This is a genomic window from Nocardioides ginsengisegetis, from assembly GCF_014138045.1.
Taxonomy (GTDB): Bacteria; Actinomycetota; Actinomycetes; order Propionibacteriales; family Nocardioidaceae; genus Nocardioides; species Nocardioides ginsengisegetis.
Genome location: NZ_JACGXA010000001.1, coordinates 1665730 through 1681048, shown reverse-complemented (window position 1 = coordinate 1681048; position 15319 = coordinate 1665730). Strand labels below are relative to the sequence as shown.

Below are 15319 nucleotides of genomic sequence, written 5' to 3'. Positions count from 1 at the left end.
ACTCCACTCTGACGATCCTCACCATACCCGACGACTGCCGAGATGCACCGGGGGTTTCTGGACAATAAATGGACCCGATCTGAATCCGTCGGAACCGTCATCGAGAGGTGCGGAACCAGTCTGTGTCTCCATCCGCAGGCGCGTCCTCCCGCCCACATAGACGCAGGGTGTCAGGGTGGCCTTCAGGTCAGCTCAGTCCAGACCGCTGGGCTTGAACCTGCTCCACGCGCGCCGCCACCAGGGCTCGCGGATCGTCGACACTTCGGGCGTCCGATCGTGCACAGCGTGGTCCCGTGCCAGCGCAGCTTTGGTTGCGGCCTTTGAGATTTTCGGCAGCCAGTCGATGCGGTCGTGACGGATGTAGTAGTGAGACCGGCACGGTTGCTGTCCGCTACCGACCGAGGGACAGAGGGTGACGGTGCCGTCAAACGTGAGCACCCAGTCGTTCGGTCCGATGGGAGTGACGACCTTGGCTCCGCATCCGCAGGCGCAGAGGTGGACGGCGGTTTGGTAGTCCATCGACACGTAGAGGGTCTCTGCCTCCGGGACGGCGGGGATGGACTTGGTGAAGACGGTGTTCAGGGTTGTCGCCTTCATGCCACGTCACCGTCGACGTCGGTGTCGGCGACGCGTTCCTCGTGGATGGCCTCAACCTGGATCACATGGTCGATGAGACCTTCGAGATCGTCATCGTGTTCGGCAACCTCATGCTGGTCGCCGTCCTCGCAACGTACGAGGTCACTGACGCCGTAACGGTGGTGCAGGTCGCCGGAGTTGACGACGAACACGGTGTGGTGCTCATTCTCGATGTCGGCGTAGAAGGTAAGGATCTTCTTGTAGCGGATGATGGCGAGGTTGGCGGTCAGCGCGTTGATCTCGTCGACCTGGAGGTTGGTGTCGTATTCAGCGTCCTCGCCGGCGAAGTATGAGATCAGCTCGTCCCGGGTGATGTGGGCGCTGCGTCCCGGTGTCGAGGTCGTGATCCGGACCTGGCCCGCGATTCCGTTAGCGTCCTTGCTGAGGCCGACACCAGAGTCGATGAACGGGATGCCGTGCTGGGTGAGCGCGTCGACGATCGTCTTCTTGTCGGGCCCTGTGTCCATGGCGAGGAACACGAAGCCGGCATCGAGGAGCTCGCTGACGTTGTCAGCGGTGACGTTGACAGGGTGAGGGACGATGCCGCGCCGCATGACCGAGTACATGCGGGTGTAGTACTCAACCTTCGTCAGCCCTGCCTGGAGGTCCTCGAGACTGGCCGCCCCCGGGGCACGGAACGCGTTGTGGGTGCGGTAGAAGTCGGAGTCGTAAAGGTGGACGGTGAGCGCCGGGGTCTTCGCAAGCGCGTCTAGCAGGTGCGCACCGGTTCCGCCAAGTCCGACGATGACGACCTTCTCCAGTGCAAGGAGGTCGTTCAACTCGGTGATGCCGGCCCGACTGGAGAACGTGTCGACGTACAGGAAGACACCGTCGTCCTCGTCGGACTCGATCGGCTTGTAGGTGTACGGGTTCACCGAGGGGTCGACCGCCTGCGCTGGACTGATGACCATGGCCGTGTAGTAGGTGACCTTCTCGTAGAAGTCGACGTACCCGCCTTCCGGCTTCTGCGAGAAGCCACAGGCTGCGGTGATGTCCGCGCTCGCAGACCACTTCTCGACGCTGTCGTTGACCAAGTCCTTGATCGGCTGGCCGTTCCGCTCCCGCGGCACGCCCCCGACGAAGCACATGACGTGCGTCGTCGGCCGCGCCGCGGTGGTGCCGCTCAGGTCCAGTGGGCAGAGGAAGGAACCCCACTGGACCTGAGCAGCGTCATCCACGTACGGGATGTCGTCCACGACGAGGAACCCGTTGACGATGCGGACGGCGAAGCCGTCCTGCACCAGACGGGCAAGGTCGGGGCTGTTACGAACGAGTCGTGAGCCGGACATCGAACGTGGTGCCCTTCTTCTTGATGGTGACGGACTCGCCGGCGACGAGCGTGCCGTTGAGAGTGCCGCCGTGCGACGGGTCGGCGTTGCGGTAGGTGACGGTGAACTTCGCCTCCGGGTCGTGGTTCGGGTAGGCGAGCTGCCCGAGCTCCTCGTACGTCAGCACGTCGTGGTCCAGCGGTGTCTCGGTGCCGTTGATCACGGCCTCGAACTGCTTGTCCTTCTTCTTGCCCTGTTCCTGAGTCGCTGCTGTCATCGCTGTACTTCTCTCGTCGTGGTCCTTTGGACCTGGTGTTCGGATGGTTTGTCCGCGGGGTGCCCGTGTCCGCGGCGCACTTGGTCCGCAGACGCGGGCACCCCCCTCTGACGTCAACCCCTGGGCGGGTAGGGGTCGTTGCCGTACGTTCGCTCGTCCTCGATCGTGCCGTCCTTCCGGCAGATCTTGAGCGAGCTGGGTTGGTTCGCTTTCGCGACCTTGACGCCCGCGGTGATCGCGTCGTCTTTGAGCACGTGGGTGCTGAGGGTCTGCTGCGAGTGACGTACTGCCCATGACTGGGAGACGAACTGAACCCAGTAGATCTTCCGTGCCATCTTTCCTCCTTGATGTCGGACGCCGTCGTGCGTGCCCCGGGCGGGGAGCAGGCGTTCACGTATGTCAGACGTCGGACCGTTGGATCCTGTCCAGCGCCCGCGCCGGCGTTCTGATCCGCCCGGACGCGGTGCCCTGCGGCACGAGATTCGGCGCCACGATCAACCCTTGCTGCTGCGCGGGTCGTTCCCCGGAGGAATCGTGTCCTGGCGACGGATCGTGCCGTCGCCGGCACGGACGGCGAGCTCTCCACCTCCGTCGTTGCGGAGGATCGTGCGGGCGCGGTCGATCCCGTCCGCCTGGGTTCGGGTCACCGCGGACGGGCGACTCGCTCCCGGCTTCACGACCTCGTACTTCCCGTCGGGGCGCTTCTGCACTGTGCGCTTGTTCGGACCGGTCATCGTTCTTCTCCCTGGGGCGCTTGGCTTGTCTCGGGTACGTCCTGGTGGGACGTCGAACCGTCCGGATCTGTCCAGGGACCGCGCAGACCGGGTCGAAGCGGTTCAAAGAGCCGTTCGATGGTCGACCCCTGCGGCGCACTCATGCTCGCCAGATTCCTCACTTGATACGGCGAGTGCCGCCGAGAGAGCGGGGCCATCTCTCGCTACGGTGAGGCCAGTCATAGCGCTGGAACGCGAAGCAACAGGGCTGGCCGGGTGGAACGGGCTAGCGGTGCCGCTACGGGGAGGACGATGGAGTTGGGCACGGGCAGGCGTATCGGCTTGGTTTCCGATTCGCCACGCGGCCGCTGCCTGCTGACCGTCGGAGTGGCCGGGTGAGCGCGTTCGAAGACTTTTCAAGGACCGGCCAGTGGAATGACGAACTCGCCCGGCTGCTCTATGGGGCGGTCCGTAGCGTCGCAACTTCACGGAACTTCCCGGCGCCGGCCGGGTATCGATCGTGGGCAGACGACGACGCCGTCTACGAGACCGCCCATGAGTTTCTCTACGGCCCTGGTGGGAAGAAGCGCATCACGGCGCTCCTCGTCTCGGCCACCTGCCAAGCCTCCTTCGAGCGTCTGCTCGATACCTACGTCCAGAACTTCCTGCGGGATCAAGCGAGAAGGACTGACATCGGGAAGCTCGTCCGTCGCATCAACGAGGTAGCCGAGGCAGATGCATCGTTCGAGGTCGCGGCCGCCAACCCACGTCGTTGGCGCCTTGCCGGCGGTCTAATTGATCCGTCAACTGCGCCGGCAAGCGCGTTGTCTGCCGCCCTCAAGGAGGTAAGGGTCGTTGTGCCCGCATGGTCGAGCGAGACGCGCGACGCTCCTGCCGCTGACCGGGCATCGTTCGTCGACATGATCCACGCAGTTCTGTCCGCTGCTGACGGCTCCGTGTCCGCGGCCGACATCGCACATGCCGTCGCGGAACGGCTCGACGTCCGCCGGGTTCTGCCAGAAGAAGCCCTCGACCCAATGTTGGAGATCGGATTGGAGCCGCCCGATCCGAACGCGGCACCAGATACAGAGGTCGAAGATCGTGACATCGCGGTCCAGGTCTTTGACCGCCTCGACGACAACGAACGGATCCTCCATGCCAACCAGGGCTCGACCGTGCGCGAGTTGGGTGACCTTCTCGGAATGAGCAAGTCACGCGCGGCCACCATGCAGATGGCGCTACATGCAAAGTTCGCCAGATTGCTCGCAGCCTACGACGACGCCCGCGGGGCACTACATCATCTCGATCAGTTGTGTTCCGATTGGTTTCGTGACTGGACGAACGAACTTGGTCCGACGTCTCAAGAACTCACCAGTACTGACTCAAGGACGGAAGGGTGACGATGAACGACAGTCCCCATCTTTCCTCTCGCGAACTTGCGGCCGCGCGTAACCACACGGGCGATCTCGCCTCCAACGACCACGACGACTTCAGCCCTGCTGCGGCGCGCCACCTGTCACGATGCGCTGTCTGCAAGCTCCGGATGAACCGCCTGAAGCGAAGCGAGGACCTTCCGCCGCCCTCTCTCGCACTGGCTGCACGACTCTCGTCCGACACTCCCCTGGTCTCAACACGACTTCTGCAAGCGATGCAGTCGACGCACACGGCGGACCTACGGCCCGCTGTAGGAGAACTCTGGCGCGCCGGACAAGATGAAGCCCTACTCGTGTGGGTTCGAGACATCGTCGGGACCCACTCAGTCGAAGTGGTCCCTGTCGCGCTCGATATTTCTCTTGCCGACGAGACGTCGATCCCAATAGAACCCGACGCAACCGTTCTAGGCATCGGCGCGCTGGCACTGGTGTCCCTACGAACCCACATTCACGTCGACGCGTTCATCAACCGTCTTGACGTCATAGACCTACGAGCTGAGGTTGAAGAGGTCATCCTCGCTACCCGCGAGCACCGGCTACCAACAGGAGTCACGCTCGCTGACCGCGACCAGTGGAACTCCGCGACAGCGAAAGTCGACCGCGACGAGCTCCACAACCAATTGCTCCTGTTGAATCCGGCGGTCTGGGACGGCCAGCCGGACGTCATCGAGGCATCTGACGGGCGGCAGGGTCTCCAGTCCACTACTGAGTCAGGTGTGGAACGCGCCGCCACCGTGGATCCCGAACCCGACGGGTTCTGGCAGCGCCGCTTCGAGATGGTTGGGGACGAGCTCGAAGCACGTATCTTTGGTGTGCGATGCCATCGGACTCAACGGATGTCACAGCACGTCAACGAGTTGACGCTGGAGTCCTTCTTTAAGGCTTTCTACCTCGACACCACGGTCTTGGCGGTCGTCGCGAACAGACACCGCGATCCCGGTCGAGTGTTCGACCTTTCGCCGATCCTCGAAGCACTTGAGCCGCTCACTCGCATAGAAGGGGACGCAGATGCAGTTGTCGTCTCCGTCCCGAGCGATGCGCCTAGCAACGAATGGGAGTCGGTACTTCTCACTCGAGCGCACATGCGCACCGGGATCAACCTGCCCGCCGGGGAGACGTCCACTCCGATGTTCACCATCAGTGGCTTCGGGCTCGTCGACACACTCGCCAAGTACCTCGACGGAGCGATTGTGGCGTGGGAGGTGCTGGACGGCTCCGAGCCACGGCTTCACGGAATCAACGTCCACGACGCCGCCCATCGACACGCACTCGACTCCGCGTCACGTGTACGCACAGAGGGCAGCCGCGCCCGGACCCCCGAGAAGCTAAGCGGTTGGCAGCTCGACCCAACAACCGAATCCGCCGTCGCTCGCTTTGTCGCCGCCGCCGCATCGGACACAAACCTCGACGCAGCTATCGCCGAACTCGATCTGGAGGAGCCCGATGATTAAGACTCTCCGGCTCCGCGATTGGCGCAACTACGCCGACGTCGAGATCGAGTTCAAAGAGGGTGTGACCTTCGTTGTCGCCACCAACGGTGTCGGAAAGACATCCATGATTGAGGCCGCCCGTTGGGCGCTCTTCGGCACCCTCGGCCCCACTCCTGAATCAGCAATCCGGGTCGGGGCAGACTCTGCCCAAGCCACGGTCGAACTAATTCTTCCGAGCGGGCGAGTCCTCACGATCGCCCGGCCCATCACCCGCCCACGGACACGCAAGGACACTCAGCCAGGCCCCCAGATCGCCATCGACGGCACCGCCGTGGCATCAGCGGAACTACCAGCGCTCCTCACATCGGAGTACAAGACCGACCCTGCGTTCCTCGCGCGGCTCACCATGCCGGCCCCGAACCGCGACGACGACAAACCGCACACCCTCGGTCTGGAGAACCACCTCGGTCGGCTCTTTGGCATCGACGGTCTCCGCTCCGCCCTTTCGCGTCTCGACCACCTGAAGAGAGAAAACGAACGCGCGATCCGAGGCATCAAGCAGACCAACTCGGCTAGCGCGAAACGGCTCGCCGACCTCTCGCAACTGGTCCGAAACACCCAAGCCAGCGTGGAGGGACTAACGGTCCGGCTGGAAGCTGCACAGGTCCGGCAGGAGAGGGTGCGCGAGTACTTCCGTTTTCAAGACGCGCACGCAAGTTGGGTCGCCGCCAGCCAAGCCCGCCACGCAGAACTTGAAGAATTGGCCCGCAGAACCTCAGAGAAGTTGAGAACAAGGACCACAGCGGCAGCTGTCGAAGAGACGATTCGAATCGCCCTTGCGTCACTCGAACAATCAGTCGGCACCGTACGCGTGGACATCGCCGTCGCCGCGAGCCAAGCCGACGCCGTCAGGGCTAATCGCCTACGACTCGACGAGTCCCACGCCGACTGCCCCGTCTGCCGACGTCCCCTCGATGACCAGACCATCGACAACGCCCACATCGAAGCCGACAACGAACTCGCCACACTCGAACAACGCGCTGCCGAGTTGGCGGATCTCGAGGCACATCTCACGGATCAGCGCACCCAGCTCCTTGAGCTTCAAGACGACCTCGCGAGCATGCGGGCCCTCCCGGCCGAACCGACCCACCAAGACTCCACCGCATTCGCGGACGACGAACGTGACTCTGCCAGGCTTGCCGTCACCGAGGTGATGGACGCGCTCGTCGAGGCCAGGGCTGACGCCACTCAGGCGCAGCGCGATCTGGAAGCCGCCCGATACGCCGACCAGGCAATGCGTGAACTCGAGCGCCTCTTCCGCCGCGAAGCCAAACTGCGCGTCGCAATCGAGACGACCCAGGCGACCCTCGACGAGGTACTTGAGACCACAGTCAGTCCGATCGCGACCGAAGTGAACCAGCGCTGGTCAGGACTCTTCCCAGACCGAGGCTCACTCACTACACGCGCGGACGGCACCATCACGCGACAAGTCAACGGCCACGACGTCCCCTTCGACTCCTTCAGCACAGGCGAAGGGATGGGTGCGACCATCCTGCTCCGTCTGGTTGTCGCCCATCTCACCTCTGTCGCGGACTTCATCTGGTTCGACGAACCCCTCGAACATCTAGACCCTGACGTCCGCCGCCACGTCGCGAACATGCTCTCCAGAATCACAGCAGGCGACGGCTCCGTAAGACAGGTAGTCGTTACGACATACGAGGACCCACTCGCCCGACAGCTCCGCGCTAGGGACAGTCACCATGTCCACCTTGTCGACGTCAGGCAGTCACACGCGTCCGGGTCATCGGCTCCGGGCTAGTTGATTAAGTCATGCCGCCGACGGGCCTTGACCGCGGGTAGTCGAACGCGAAGGTTGCCGGGTCCGAAGGAGTTGCCAACAGTTGCAATGGCTGCTCGGCCGCCACGGTGAAGCCTGGACAAGGCCGATTTCCCGCACAGCGAACTCTGGCGTACCAGGTACGGGTGAGAAGTAAGAGTGGACCAGGACCGGAATGTCAGCCGCGTCATACCGTCGCCTACGACTGTCGCCGCATGCGTCCTTTGCCGCCGGTGGTGCGCGATCGCACCGATGTCCGCCCTTTTGGTGGCCCCAGCCATGCTGGTCGAGCCATCGACGGTGCGGCCGAGGACAGCGCCACAGCCACTCCTCCCTTCTGGGCGAATGTCCGTCCGCAGCTCCTGAGCCAGAGTCAGCCAACGTGCGCGCGAGGTCCGGATCTCCATCCCCAGATGCAGGGTCAGGGCAGAGGAGTGCCTGACCCGCTCAGGAGCCCCAGGGCGGACCGCCCCGAGCTTCAGGGGCGTAGGGCGGCAGCCGACTCAACCAGGCCGTCGCGCTCGAGCATGGCGAGGACGTTGGAGAACGTCGCCGGCGGGTTCTCACGAGAGTCGGCAATCCGTTGGACAGCGCTGTAGACCGCCTCGCGGCTGAGGTCGATCTGGTCGAGGATGAAGTCGTCGGGTGACTTCGCCTCCATGTCCCACGTCTCGAGCGTTGAGGGCGGGAAGTCCTTGAGGTTGTTGGTCACGATCACTTGGGCGCGGGCCTTGATCGCGGCTGCGAGCACGTGGCGGTCGTCGGGATCTGGCAGGTCGATCGCGTCGATGAGGGGTTCGTAGCCGGTGACGAGGCAGTCGCGGACGGCCCGGTTCATGAGGTCGCGGGTGCGGGCCAGCTTCGCCGGGTCGAGGTCGGGTCGGTTCGCGGTGAGGTTGTCGAAGACCTCGTCGAGGATCTGGTCGGTCCACTTGGCCTGGACGAGTCCGGCTTGCGCGACGCGGATCAGGAGGTCGCGGAGCGTGCTCCGGTAGAGCACGTTGGCGTCGTAGAGGACGACGAAAGGCACCTCAGAGCAGGCCCAGCTCGTGGTTCAGTCGGGTCAACTCGTCAGCGGCCTCGCGGCGCTCATGGTCGTCACGTGCCAGGTAGGCCATCAGTGACTGGGCCTTGATCCGGCGGTGTTTGCCGACCTTGCGGTACTCGATCTGGCCGGCGTCGAGCAGGCCGATGAGGAACGGCCGGCTGACGTTGAGGAGGTCGGCTGCCTGTTGGGTGGTGAGCTCGGCGTGGGCGGGCACGACCGAGACGCCCTGTCCGGCGGCCATGTGCGCGAGCACGCGGGCGAGGAGCTCGACGGCGCCGCGCGGGACGACGAGCGTCTCCTCGGGGTCGTCAGAGACGACGAGGCGGATCACGCTGTCGTGATGGGTGGCGAGGTAGTCCTTGATGTGCGGCAGCGCCTCGACGGCGGTGCTGATGTCGGACTCATCGGGCTGGACGGGGGCGAGCGCCAACGCGGTCATGGTGTCTCCTCTCTTGAGGCCCCCAGTATTCGCAATATTCGAAGCAAACGCAATAGCTCAATTCGGGGCGTAGATCTACCCCTACTCTCTCCCCCAATAGCCCTACGGAACGCGTTCGCTCCAGTGGGTCAACCCCTATGTCTTGCGTTTCGCACAGCAACGTGTTCCGCTCGCCTGTCGGTAGACAATCGAAACTGTGGTGAGCCCAGTGCTTAGCGCAGACGGGACTCAGCTATTTCTTGGGTCGATTGTCTACGACTCGCTTCATCTTTCCAACGGATCGTTCAATGGCCCCGGGCTCAACGACCTCGACGGCGATAGTCACGCCGATCTTGTTCTTAACGAGCTTGCACAAGTGAGAGCCTGCGGCCCTGGTCGAGTCGAGGCTCGCACTCGCTTCCCTTTCGACACGAACCGTCAATGCGTCGAGGTTGCCGCTGCGCTCGAGGACACACTCGAAGTGGGGCGTCAGCTCAGGAACCGTCATGACCAGGCCCTCGATCTGGGTCGGGAAGAGATTGACTCCTCGCAGGATGATCATGTCGTCGGTACGACCAGTGATCTTCTCGATGCGACGCATTGGCCGCGCTGTACCGGGGAGCAGACGGGTCAGGTCCCGCGTCCGGTATCGCAGCACCGGCATCGCTTCCTTGGTAATGGACGTGAACACGAGCTCGCCGCGCTCGCCATCGGGCAGAACGTGGCCCGTCACCGGATCGATGATCTCCGGGTAGAAGTGGTCCTCCCAGACATGCAAGCCGTCCTTGGTCTCGACACACTCCTGAGCCACGCCCGGACCCACGACCTCCGAGAGGCCGTAGATGTCGACGGCGTGGATGTCGAGGCGTTCCTCCATGGCAGCTCGCATCTCATTCGTCCACGGCTCAGCTCCGAAGATCCCGACCTGGAGTGAGGTCGTACGTGGATCAATACCCTGACGCTCCATCTCGTCGACGATGTTGAGCATGTAAGACGGCGTCACCATGATGACGTCTGGTTCGAAGTCCGTGATGAGCTGCACCTGACGTTCGGTCATGCCCCCAGACACTGGAACCACAGTGCATCCCAGCCGTTCGGCACCGCCGTGAGCCCCGAGACCTCCGGTGAACAGGCCGTAACCGTAGGCGTTGTGCAAGACATGCCCCGAGCGACCGCCGGCGGCCCGAATGCTTCTGGCCATCACGGATGCCCACATGTCGAGGTCGGCCTTCGTGTACCCGACGACGGTGGCCTTCCCCGTCGTCCCGGACGAGGCGTGTACACGGGCCACCTGAGTCCGGGGAACCGCAAACATGTTGAACGGATAGTTGTCGCGAAGGTCTGCCTTGGTCGTGAAGGGCAACTTTGCAATGTCGTCCAGTTCGCGGATGTCGTCCGGGTGCACTCCCGCACCGTCGAGCGCCGATCGGTAGTGACGCACGTTGTCGTAGGCGTGTCGTACCGACCACTGAAGACGCTCGAGTTGAACGGCCCGCAACTCATCCAGGGAGGCTCGCTCGATCGGGTCGAGTTCGTCCGGATTCGGGGTGAGTCGAATCATCTGTTCCGTCTCTGCCTTTCCTGAGGAGATGGCGCTGTTGCCCTTGAGGAGCTACACGAGTCGCTCATTGCCTCGAGGCGCAGTGCGAGCTGTTGGGCGTAGTGGCTACGGGACACTGTCAGGACGAGGTCGAGTACACGGGTCAGGAGTCCTGGAAGAGGGTCCCAGCGCCGCCATGGTGCTGGCCCCGCGGAAGTCAATCGTGGTTAACGGTCGATACCTGCGCGTACCGGTAGCCGGTGTGCGTCGAGACCACGATGCGGTTGCGACTGACGAAGTCCCGATCTGCATCGGCTGGAACAGGTGCCCAAGCGTGGAGATCAACCACTCGTACGAGACGCTCCGCCACGGCGACGCCGGGGTGGGACTTACGGGCAGATGCCTTCGTCGATGGCGTCCTGGACGTTGTCCTTGGTGATGCGCTCTTCGGGGGCGTACTGGGTGGTCTCGACCTTTTCGCCGTTGAAGAACTTCAACGCCTCATCGACCGTGAAGTTCGCCTCCGTGATGGGCGACTGGGTCCCCGTACCGAACATCTCACCGGCCTTGATCGCCTCCAGCCCAGCCTGGTAGCAGTTGCTGCCGCTCACGACCAGACCATCAGCCCCACCGACACTCAGCCCGGCCTGCTTGGCAGCCTGGATGATGCCTAGCGCTTGGTTGTCGGCCATCCCGTACGCGGCCTGGATCCCGCCCTGGGATGCGTACTTGGCGAACAACTGCTGCGCGATCTTCTGCGACGTCGCCTGGTCCCAGTTGCCGTCCTCCACGGCGACCAGGTTCAGCCCGGGGACGGTCGCGAGCTCCTTCCTGAACGCCTCGATCCGAAGATTCGCCATCTCCGTGCCCGCCGTCCCGGTGATCGCGATGACATTGCCCTGGGTCTTGCCTTGAGCGGCCAGTCCATCGATCACGTTCTGGGCTGCGAACTTGCCCAACTCGGGGTTGTTCGACTCCACCGACAGCGCCATCAGCTCACCGGCCGGCGTCGCTGGCGATGTCATGTTCACCACCGGGATACCGGCCTGCTTGGCACGAGTCAGACTCGGGGTCAGCGCCCGATAGTCCAGGCCGAGCAGCATGATCGCGTACGGCTTGGCCGCGATCGCCCGGTCCAAGTTCTGCACCTCGATCTGCGGATCGAACGGATCCTGCAGGTAGGTCACCTTCGCACCCTCCGCCTGCAGACGCTTCACGATCACCGAGTTGTAGACCTTCGTCCAGGGGTTCACATCCCCCGCACCAACCAGGTAGATCTCCTTGCCCGACACCCCACCACCAACAGCAGACGAACCACCACCCTTGGCAGCCGAGTCACCAGAACCACACCCGGCCAACGACACGGCCAAACAACCAGAAACCACCAGCGACACCACAGCCCGCTTCACAACGAGACGCTTCGAAAACAACATGTGCTCATTCCTCAGATCTTCATGAGTAGTAATCGCCTGGTAGATCGAGCAGGGCCTGTTCGGCGAATTTCGTGGCCAAGCCTTCCCGTGATGCGAATCACGCTAAGGCCGGTTTGTTGGCCGTGGCCAACACGCAGTTGCCTCGTGTTCACAAGCTCAATCTGTGAATCACAGGTCGGCCAACGCTCGAAGACGAGGGCTCGCTTGAGGCGACACATCCCTGTGCGAAAATGAAGAAGGCGACGGAAGAGCCGTCCACACCGCCAGAGTCGGCCTGCGCGCTCAGTTACATCGACCCGATGGGGCCTCGGCTCCTCGAGGCACTCCAACTCAACAACTGCCACTCAGTTGATGGCCAACAAATATCGAGCGCCAAAGGAATGCTGAGTTCAGTCAGCTGGTCGCTACAGCGCAACCGAGTCCGAGGCTCGTGATGTGTCCCGGGTATGAACGAACAGCGTCAAATCGAAATCGTTGACCGCCTCTGCCCGTCGAAACGCCCACTCACCACCCCGTTGCCCTGATACGCAATGCGCAGGTCGGGCATCGCCGCGCGGGCGAAGCAGCAACGAACGGAATGTCCCACAATTTGGTCCAGGTGCTTGCGTTCAAGCCGCACGCGGAGATCGCCGTGCCCATCCTCTTCGCATGAACTATAAGATCTGTGACTCGGGGGACGGATGAAGTGAGGTCCTCTGCTGTCGCGGGTCCGGCCAAGAACCAGACTGGGGCTGCCAAGGGCTCCCTTGGGGAGTCGATCCCGCTCGCTGACGTTCGCTTGCCCATCACAGTTGCGGACTTCCTTGAGATTCAACGACGAGCGAACGTCGATCCGGGCGCAAGCGGAGACGCTGCGACGCACCGCCCGCAAGCCGGGTAATCTCCCGCAGCGCGCTCGCGGCCCAGTGCTCCGGTTGCCGCAAACACACGGTCAGCGGGTTCTGTGCCTGCGGAGGAATTTCTTCCAACGCTGACGGTACCGACGTCGTTGCGGTTGGGCCAGACGGATCCTCTGCGACCGCGGGATTCCACCACGCGTTGTGCGGCTCCACAACTACTTGAAATGCCATAACATATTTCCGTTCCTGAGGGAAGCAACTGAGCCATCTGGGCGGCCCCGCGGGCCGGCGAAGAGACCTGATGAAGGTGAACTTAAGATTCGCGCCTCAGATCGCCTCGAGCGCTTGCGTCGATAGCCAGCCAACTGTCGAGGCCGACCTGCTCGAAAATGTCTCGGGGCTGCATCTGGAATCGAGTCAGCGGCTCGAATCCCCTCGCTGAGTCCACATCCTCGAAGGTTCGACGAATTCCGTCGATGGTCGGATACAGCGAAACACACGGATCGATGACCAAGGAGAACCCAAGTTCGTCTAGCTCGTCGAAGCTGAGTTGTGGCGTGAGACTTCCTGTCGCGGCGTTGAACATCTTCCGACCGGGCAGCTTGCCGATTCGCTCGACGTCACCTAGCGTCATGGGCGCATCCACGAACGTGATGTGCGCACCGAGGTCGTGGGCGAGTTTGGCTCGCGCACAAGCTTCGTCGACACCGTCCGTCGCCAGCGAGTCCGTCCGAGCGATTAGAACCATCCCGAACTCGGCGCACAACGAGACTGCCGTCTTGACCCGTAGAGCGAAGTCGTCGCGTGAAACGACACGCTTGTCCTGCAGGTGGCCGCAACGCTTGGGGAAGCTCTGGTCCTCGATCATGAGGCCACCTGCTCCGGCGCGGCCGATCGCACGCACCGCGCGGGTCAGATTCAGTTCGTTGCCAAAGCCGGTGTCAGCGTCGACCAAGACCGGGACTTTGGCATTGGAGACGATGCTGCCAGCCATCTGAACCAGTTCAGACGACGTGGTCAGGCCAAGGTCAGGAAGCCCGGCAACACTGGCGGCGACGCCGGCCCCAGAAACGAAGAGCGCCTGGGCGCCGGCGCGTTCGAGAACCGCCGCGGACAAGCAATCGTGACAGCCCGGGACAAACGTAAAGCCATAGTCGAGCAGTTCAAGGATTCGATCACCCGGCCTAGGCTCTCCACTCATTTAGCGTCCTCGTCGGCACCGGCGAGGTACGCGAACGCCGTCTCCGAGCTGATGACATCCGCGTACTTCGCATGAAGGTCCCGAAGGGCATTCGCATGGGCAACGGTGTCGCGATCACCCACGGCATCCGCAACAACGAACGGCCTGATCCCTGCCTGGAACAGATCGACTGCCGTAGCACGAACACAACCGCTAGTGGACGTGCCTACGACCAGGACGCTATCCACCCCGTCTCCGATCAAGGAGTCCAGGAGGCCGGTCCCGAAACACGCAGAAGCGACCTGCTTGACCAGCACCAGCTCGTCTGTTTGCGGCTTCAAACGTTCATCAACTGCAGCTTCAGGTCCGCCTTTGAGATAGGTCGCGATAGCGGGAGCCTTCAGACCCCACAAGCCGACATCGGAGCCATCAGGCGCATGGGCGACCACTGAGAAGTAGACCGGAAGGCCGGCCCGTCTAACGCGCTCGAGGAGCGCGTATGCGACGCCGACCTCAGAGTCGAGGTCCATGCCGTAGGTGGCGGAAGGATCTGTGAACCCGCGCTGAAAGTCCACGACCACGATTCCGAACTTCGAACCGGGTCCCATGGGGTTGCCGAACGGAGTAGCTGTCATGCGCCGAACGTATGCGCGCGCTCATTGAAACTGAAACAGCAAAAGGCCCTGGATTCACCACGGCTGTTGGTGAAAGTAGCTCGTTGGCGCTACTCCTTGCTGTAAGGCGGCCGAGTGCGGAGTATCTGACGCGAGATCATCACCAGCTGCTGCTTCATCTTTTCCGAAAGTCCAGCGAGCCACTGCGCCTCACGCTGCAGGTGGAGCCGGTAGAGCTCGGATACCGCCTTCTCCCCCGCCGCTGTTAGCTCGATGTTCACGATCCGGCGATCTGTGCTGTTTCGCGTCCGCACGATCAGACCCTCGTCATCCAGGGTGTTCAGCACACTCGAAATCGTTGCTGCCGTGACGTTTGCGAAGCTGGCGAGGTCCTTCTGGCTCTGCGGACCCATCACCCAGACGACAAGCATGATCCGAAATCCAGCCCGTGAGGACCCGTTGTTCCGGTGAACGTGCTGTTCAAGGTCGCGCCCGATCACATTCGCGACCCGCATCACGTTGAACAGTGCGGCGTTGCCCTCCAGGTCTGCCTCGGGAAGCACTTCGAGAGCGCGCTCCTGAAGCAGGCGCTCGTACTCGTCATTCAGCGTGTTCGCCACATTCGTACCTTCCCTCGAGCGGCCGGCGTGCCG

General features: G+C 63.0%; 15 protein-coding genes. 3 read left to right on the top strand and 12 right to left on the bottom strand.

Annotation, left to right across the window (positions count from 1 at the left end; all coding sequences use genetic code 11):
- Nucleotides 1-192: 192 nt before the first annotated feature.
- The 5 genes from FB382_RS07965 to FB382_RS07945 all read right to left on the bottom strand — a co-directional run bounded on the left by FB382_RS07965 (nucleotide 193) and on the right by FB382_RS07945 (nucleotide 2915).
- The gene (locus FB382_RS07965) at nucleotides 193-597 is read right to left on the bottom strand and encodes a ubiquitination-like system serine protease family protein (RefSeq protein ID WP_182538201.1); all 405 of its coding nucleotides are present in this window, start codon (nucleotides 595-597) and stop codon (nucleotides 193-195) included.
- Nucleotides 594-1925 carry a ThiF family adenylyltransferase gene (locus FB382_RS07960; protein ID WP_246377124.1) on the bottom strand — a complete coding sequence of 444 codons (1332 nt, stop codon included), beginning with the start codon at nucleotides 1923-1925 and terminating at the stop codon, nucleotides 594-596. Before FB382_RS07960 ends, FB382_RS07965 begins: the two co-directional genes overlap by 4 nt.
- Complete coding sequence (locus FB382_RS07955) at nucleotides 1900-2181, bottom strand: multiubiquitin domain-containing protein (protein WP_182538197.1); 282 nt, start codon at nucleotides 2179-2181, stop codon at nucleotides 1900-1902. Before FB382_RS07955 ends, FB382_RS07960 begins: the two co-directional genes overlap by 26 nt.
- Before the next feature lie 113 nt (nucleotides 2182-2294).
- The gene (locus tag FB382_RS07950) at nucleotides 2295-2516 is read right to left on the bottom strand and encodes a DUF2188 domain-containing protein (protein ID WP_182538195.1); all 222 of its coding nucleotides are present in this window, start codon (nucleotides 2514-2516) and stop codon (nucleotides 2295-2297) included.
- 159 nt (nucleotides 2517-2675) lie between these two features.
- Nucleotides 2676-2915, bottom strand: coding sequence for a DUF2188 domain-containing protein (locus FB382_RS07945; protein WP_182538193.1), 240 nt, complete (start codon nucleotides 2913-2915; stop codon nucleotides 2676-2678).
- Nucleotides 2916-3289: 374 nt separating this feature from the next.
- On the opposite strand from FB382_RS07945, the gene FB382_RS07940 reads away from it, so the two are divergent.
- Genes FB382_RS07940 through FB382_RS07930 form a run of 3 tightly spaced genes read left to right on the top strand, consistent with a single transcriptional unit; the run spans nucleotide 3290 to nucleotide 7576 of the window.
- A complete protein-coding gene (locus tag FB382_RS07940) occupies nucleotides 3290-4294 on the top strand; it encodes a hypothetical protein (RefSeq protein ID WP_182538191.1) in 1005 nt (334 codons plus the stop codon).
- Entirely contained in the window at nucleotides 4291-5778 is a 1488-nt protein-coding gene (locus FB382_RS07935) for a hypothetical protein (protein ID WP_182538190.1), read from the top strand. The genes FB382_RS07940 and FB382_RS07935 overlap by 4 nt, the downstream gene beginning before the upstream one ends.
- Nucleotides 5771-7576, top strand: coding sequence for an AAA family ATPase (locus FB382_RS07930; protein ID WP_182538188.1), 1806 nt, complete (start codon nucleotides 5771-5773; stop codon nucleotides 7574-7576). The genes FB382_RS07935 and FB382_RS07930 overlap by 8 nt, the downstream gene beginning before the upstream one ends.
- 496 nt (nucleotides 7577-8072) lie before the next feature.
- Here FB382_RS07930 and FB382_RS07925 read toward each other — a convergent pair whose 3' ends face one another.
- The 7 genes from FB382_RS07925 to FB382_RS22840 all read right to left on the bottom strand — a co-directional run bounded on the left by FB382_RS07925 (nucleotide 8073) and on the right by FB382_RS22840 (nucleotide 15286).
- Nucleotides 8073-8624 (bottom strand): VapC50 family PIN domain-containing toxin, encoded by a 552-nt coding sequence (locus FB382_RS07925; protein ID WP_182538186.1) that lies wholly within the window; start codon nucleotides 8622-8624, stop codon nucleotides 8073-8075.
- A 1-nt stretch (nucleotide 8625) separates the two neighbouring features.
- The gene (locus tag FB382_RS07920) at nucleotides 8626-9081 is read right to left on the bottom strand and encodes a helix-turn-helix domain-containing protein (RefSeq protein WP_182538184.1); all 456 of its coding nucleotides are present in this window, start codon (nucleotides 9079-9081) and stop codon (nucleotides 8626-8628) included.
- A gap of 232 nt (nucleotides 9082-9313) precedes the next feature.
- Nucleotides 9314-10621, bottom strand: a complete 1308-nt coding sequence (gene paaK, locus FB382_RS07915; RefSeq protein WP_182538182.1) for a phenylacetate--CoA ligase PaaK — start codon at nucleotides 10619-10621, stop codon at nucleotides 9314-9316.
- A gap of 368 nt (nucleotides 10622-10989) precedes the next feature.
- Nucleotides 10990-12033 (bottom strand): sugar ABC transporter substrate-binding protein, encoded by a 1044-nt coding sequence (locus tag FB382_RS07910; protein ID WP_182538168.1) that lies wholly within the window; start codon nucleotides 12031-12033, stop codon nucleotides 10990-10992.
- Nucleotides 12034-13185: 1152 nt separating this feature from the next.
- Nucleotides 13186-14073, bottom strand: coding sequence for an isocitrate lyase/PEP mutase family protein (locus FB382_RS07905; protein ID WP_182538180.1), 888 nt, complete (start codon nucleotides 14071-14073; stop codon nucleotides 13186-13188).
- Nucleotides 14070-14687, bottom strand: a complete 618-nt coding sequence (locus FB382_RS07900; protein WP_182538178.1) for an isochorismatase family protein — start codon at nucleotides 14685-14687, stop codon at nucleotides 14070-14072. Before FB382_RS07900 ends, FB382_RS07905 begins: the two co-directional genes overlap by 4 nt.
- Before the next feature lie 89 nt (nucleotides 14688-14776).
- On the bottom strand, nucleotides 14777-15286 hold the full coding sequence (locus tag FB382_RS22840) for a MarR family transcriptional regulator (protein ID WP_182538176.1): 510 nt from the start codon (nucleotides 15284-15286) through the stop codon (nucleotides 14777-14779).
- Nucleotides 15287-15319: the final 33 nt, after the last annotated feature.

What these genes read in the sequence shown, in the direction of transcription:
- FB382_RS07920 (WP_182538184.1), bottom strand. Translation starts at nt 9,081, where the DNA reads ATGACCGCGTTGGCGCTCGCCCCCGTCCAGCCCGATGAGTCCGACATC.
- FB382_RS07955 (WP_182538197.1), bottom strand. Translation starts at nt 2,181, where the DNA reads ATGACAGCAGCGACTCAGGAACAGGGCAAGAAGAAGGACAAGCAGTTC.
- paaK (WP_182538182.1), bottom strand. Translation starts at nt 10,621, where the DNA reads ATGATTCGACTCACCCCGAATCCGGACGAACTCGACCCGATCGAGCGA.
- FB382_RS07960 (WP_246377124.1), bottom strand. Translation starts at nt 1,925, where the DNA reads ATGTCCGGCTCACGACTCGTTCGTAACAGCCCCGACCTTGCCCGTCTG.
- FB382_RS07950 (WP_182538195.1), bottom strand. Translation starts at nt 2,516, where the DNA reads ATGGCACGGAAGATCTACTGGGTTCAGTTCGTCTCCCAGTCATGGGCA.
- FB382_RS07900 (WP_182538178.1), bottom strand. Translation starts at nt 14,687, where the DNA reads ATGACAGCTACTCCGTTCGGCAACCCCATGGGACCCGGTTCGAAGTTC.
- FB382_RS07905 (WP_182538180.1), bottom strand. Translation starts at nt 14,073, where the DNA reads ATGAGTGGAGAGCCTAGGCCGGGTGATCGAATCCTTGAACTGCTCGAC.
- FB382_RS07930 (WP_182538188.1), top strand. Translation starts at nt 5,771, where the DNA reads ATGATTAAGACTCTCCGGCTCCGCGATTGGCGCAACTACGCCGACGTC.
- FB382_RS07945 (WP_182538193.1), bottom strand. Translation starts at nt 2,915, where the DNA reads ATGACCGGTCCGAACAAGCGCACAGTGCAGAAGCGCCCCGACGGGAAG.
- FB382_RS07965 (WP_182538201.1), bottom strand. Translation starts at nt 597, where the DNA reads ATGAAGGCGACAACCCTGAACACCGTCTTCACCAAGTCCATCCCCGCC.
- FB382_RS07910 (WP_182538168.1), bottom strand. Translation starts at nt 12,033, where the DNA reads ATGTTGTTTTCGAAGCGTCTCGTTGTGAAGCGGGCTGTGGTGTCGCTG.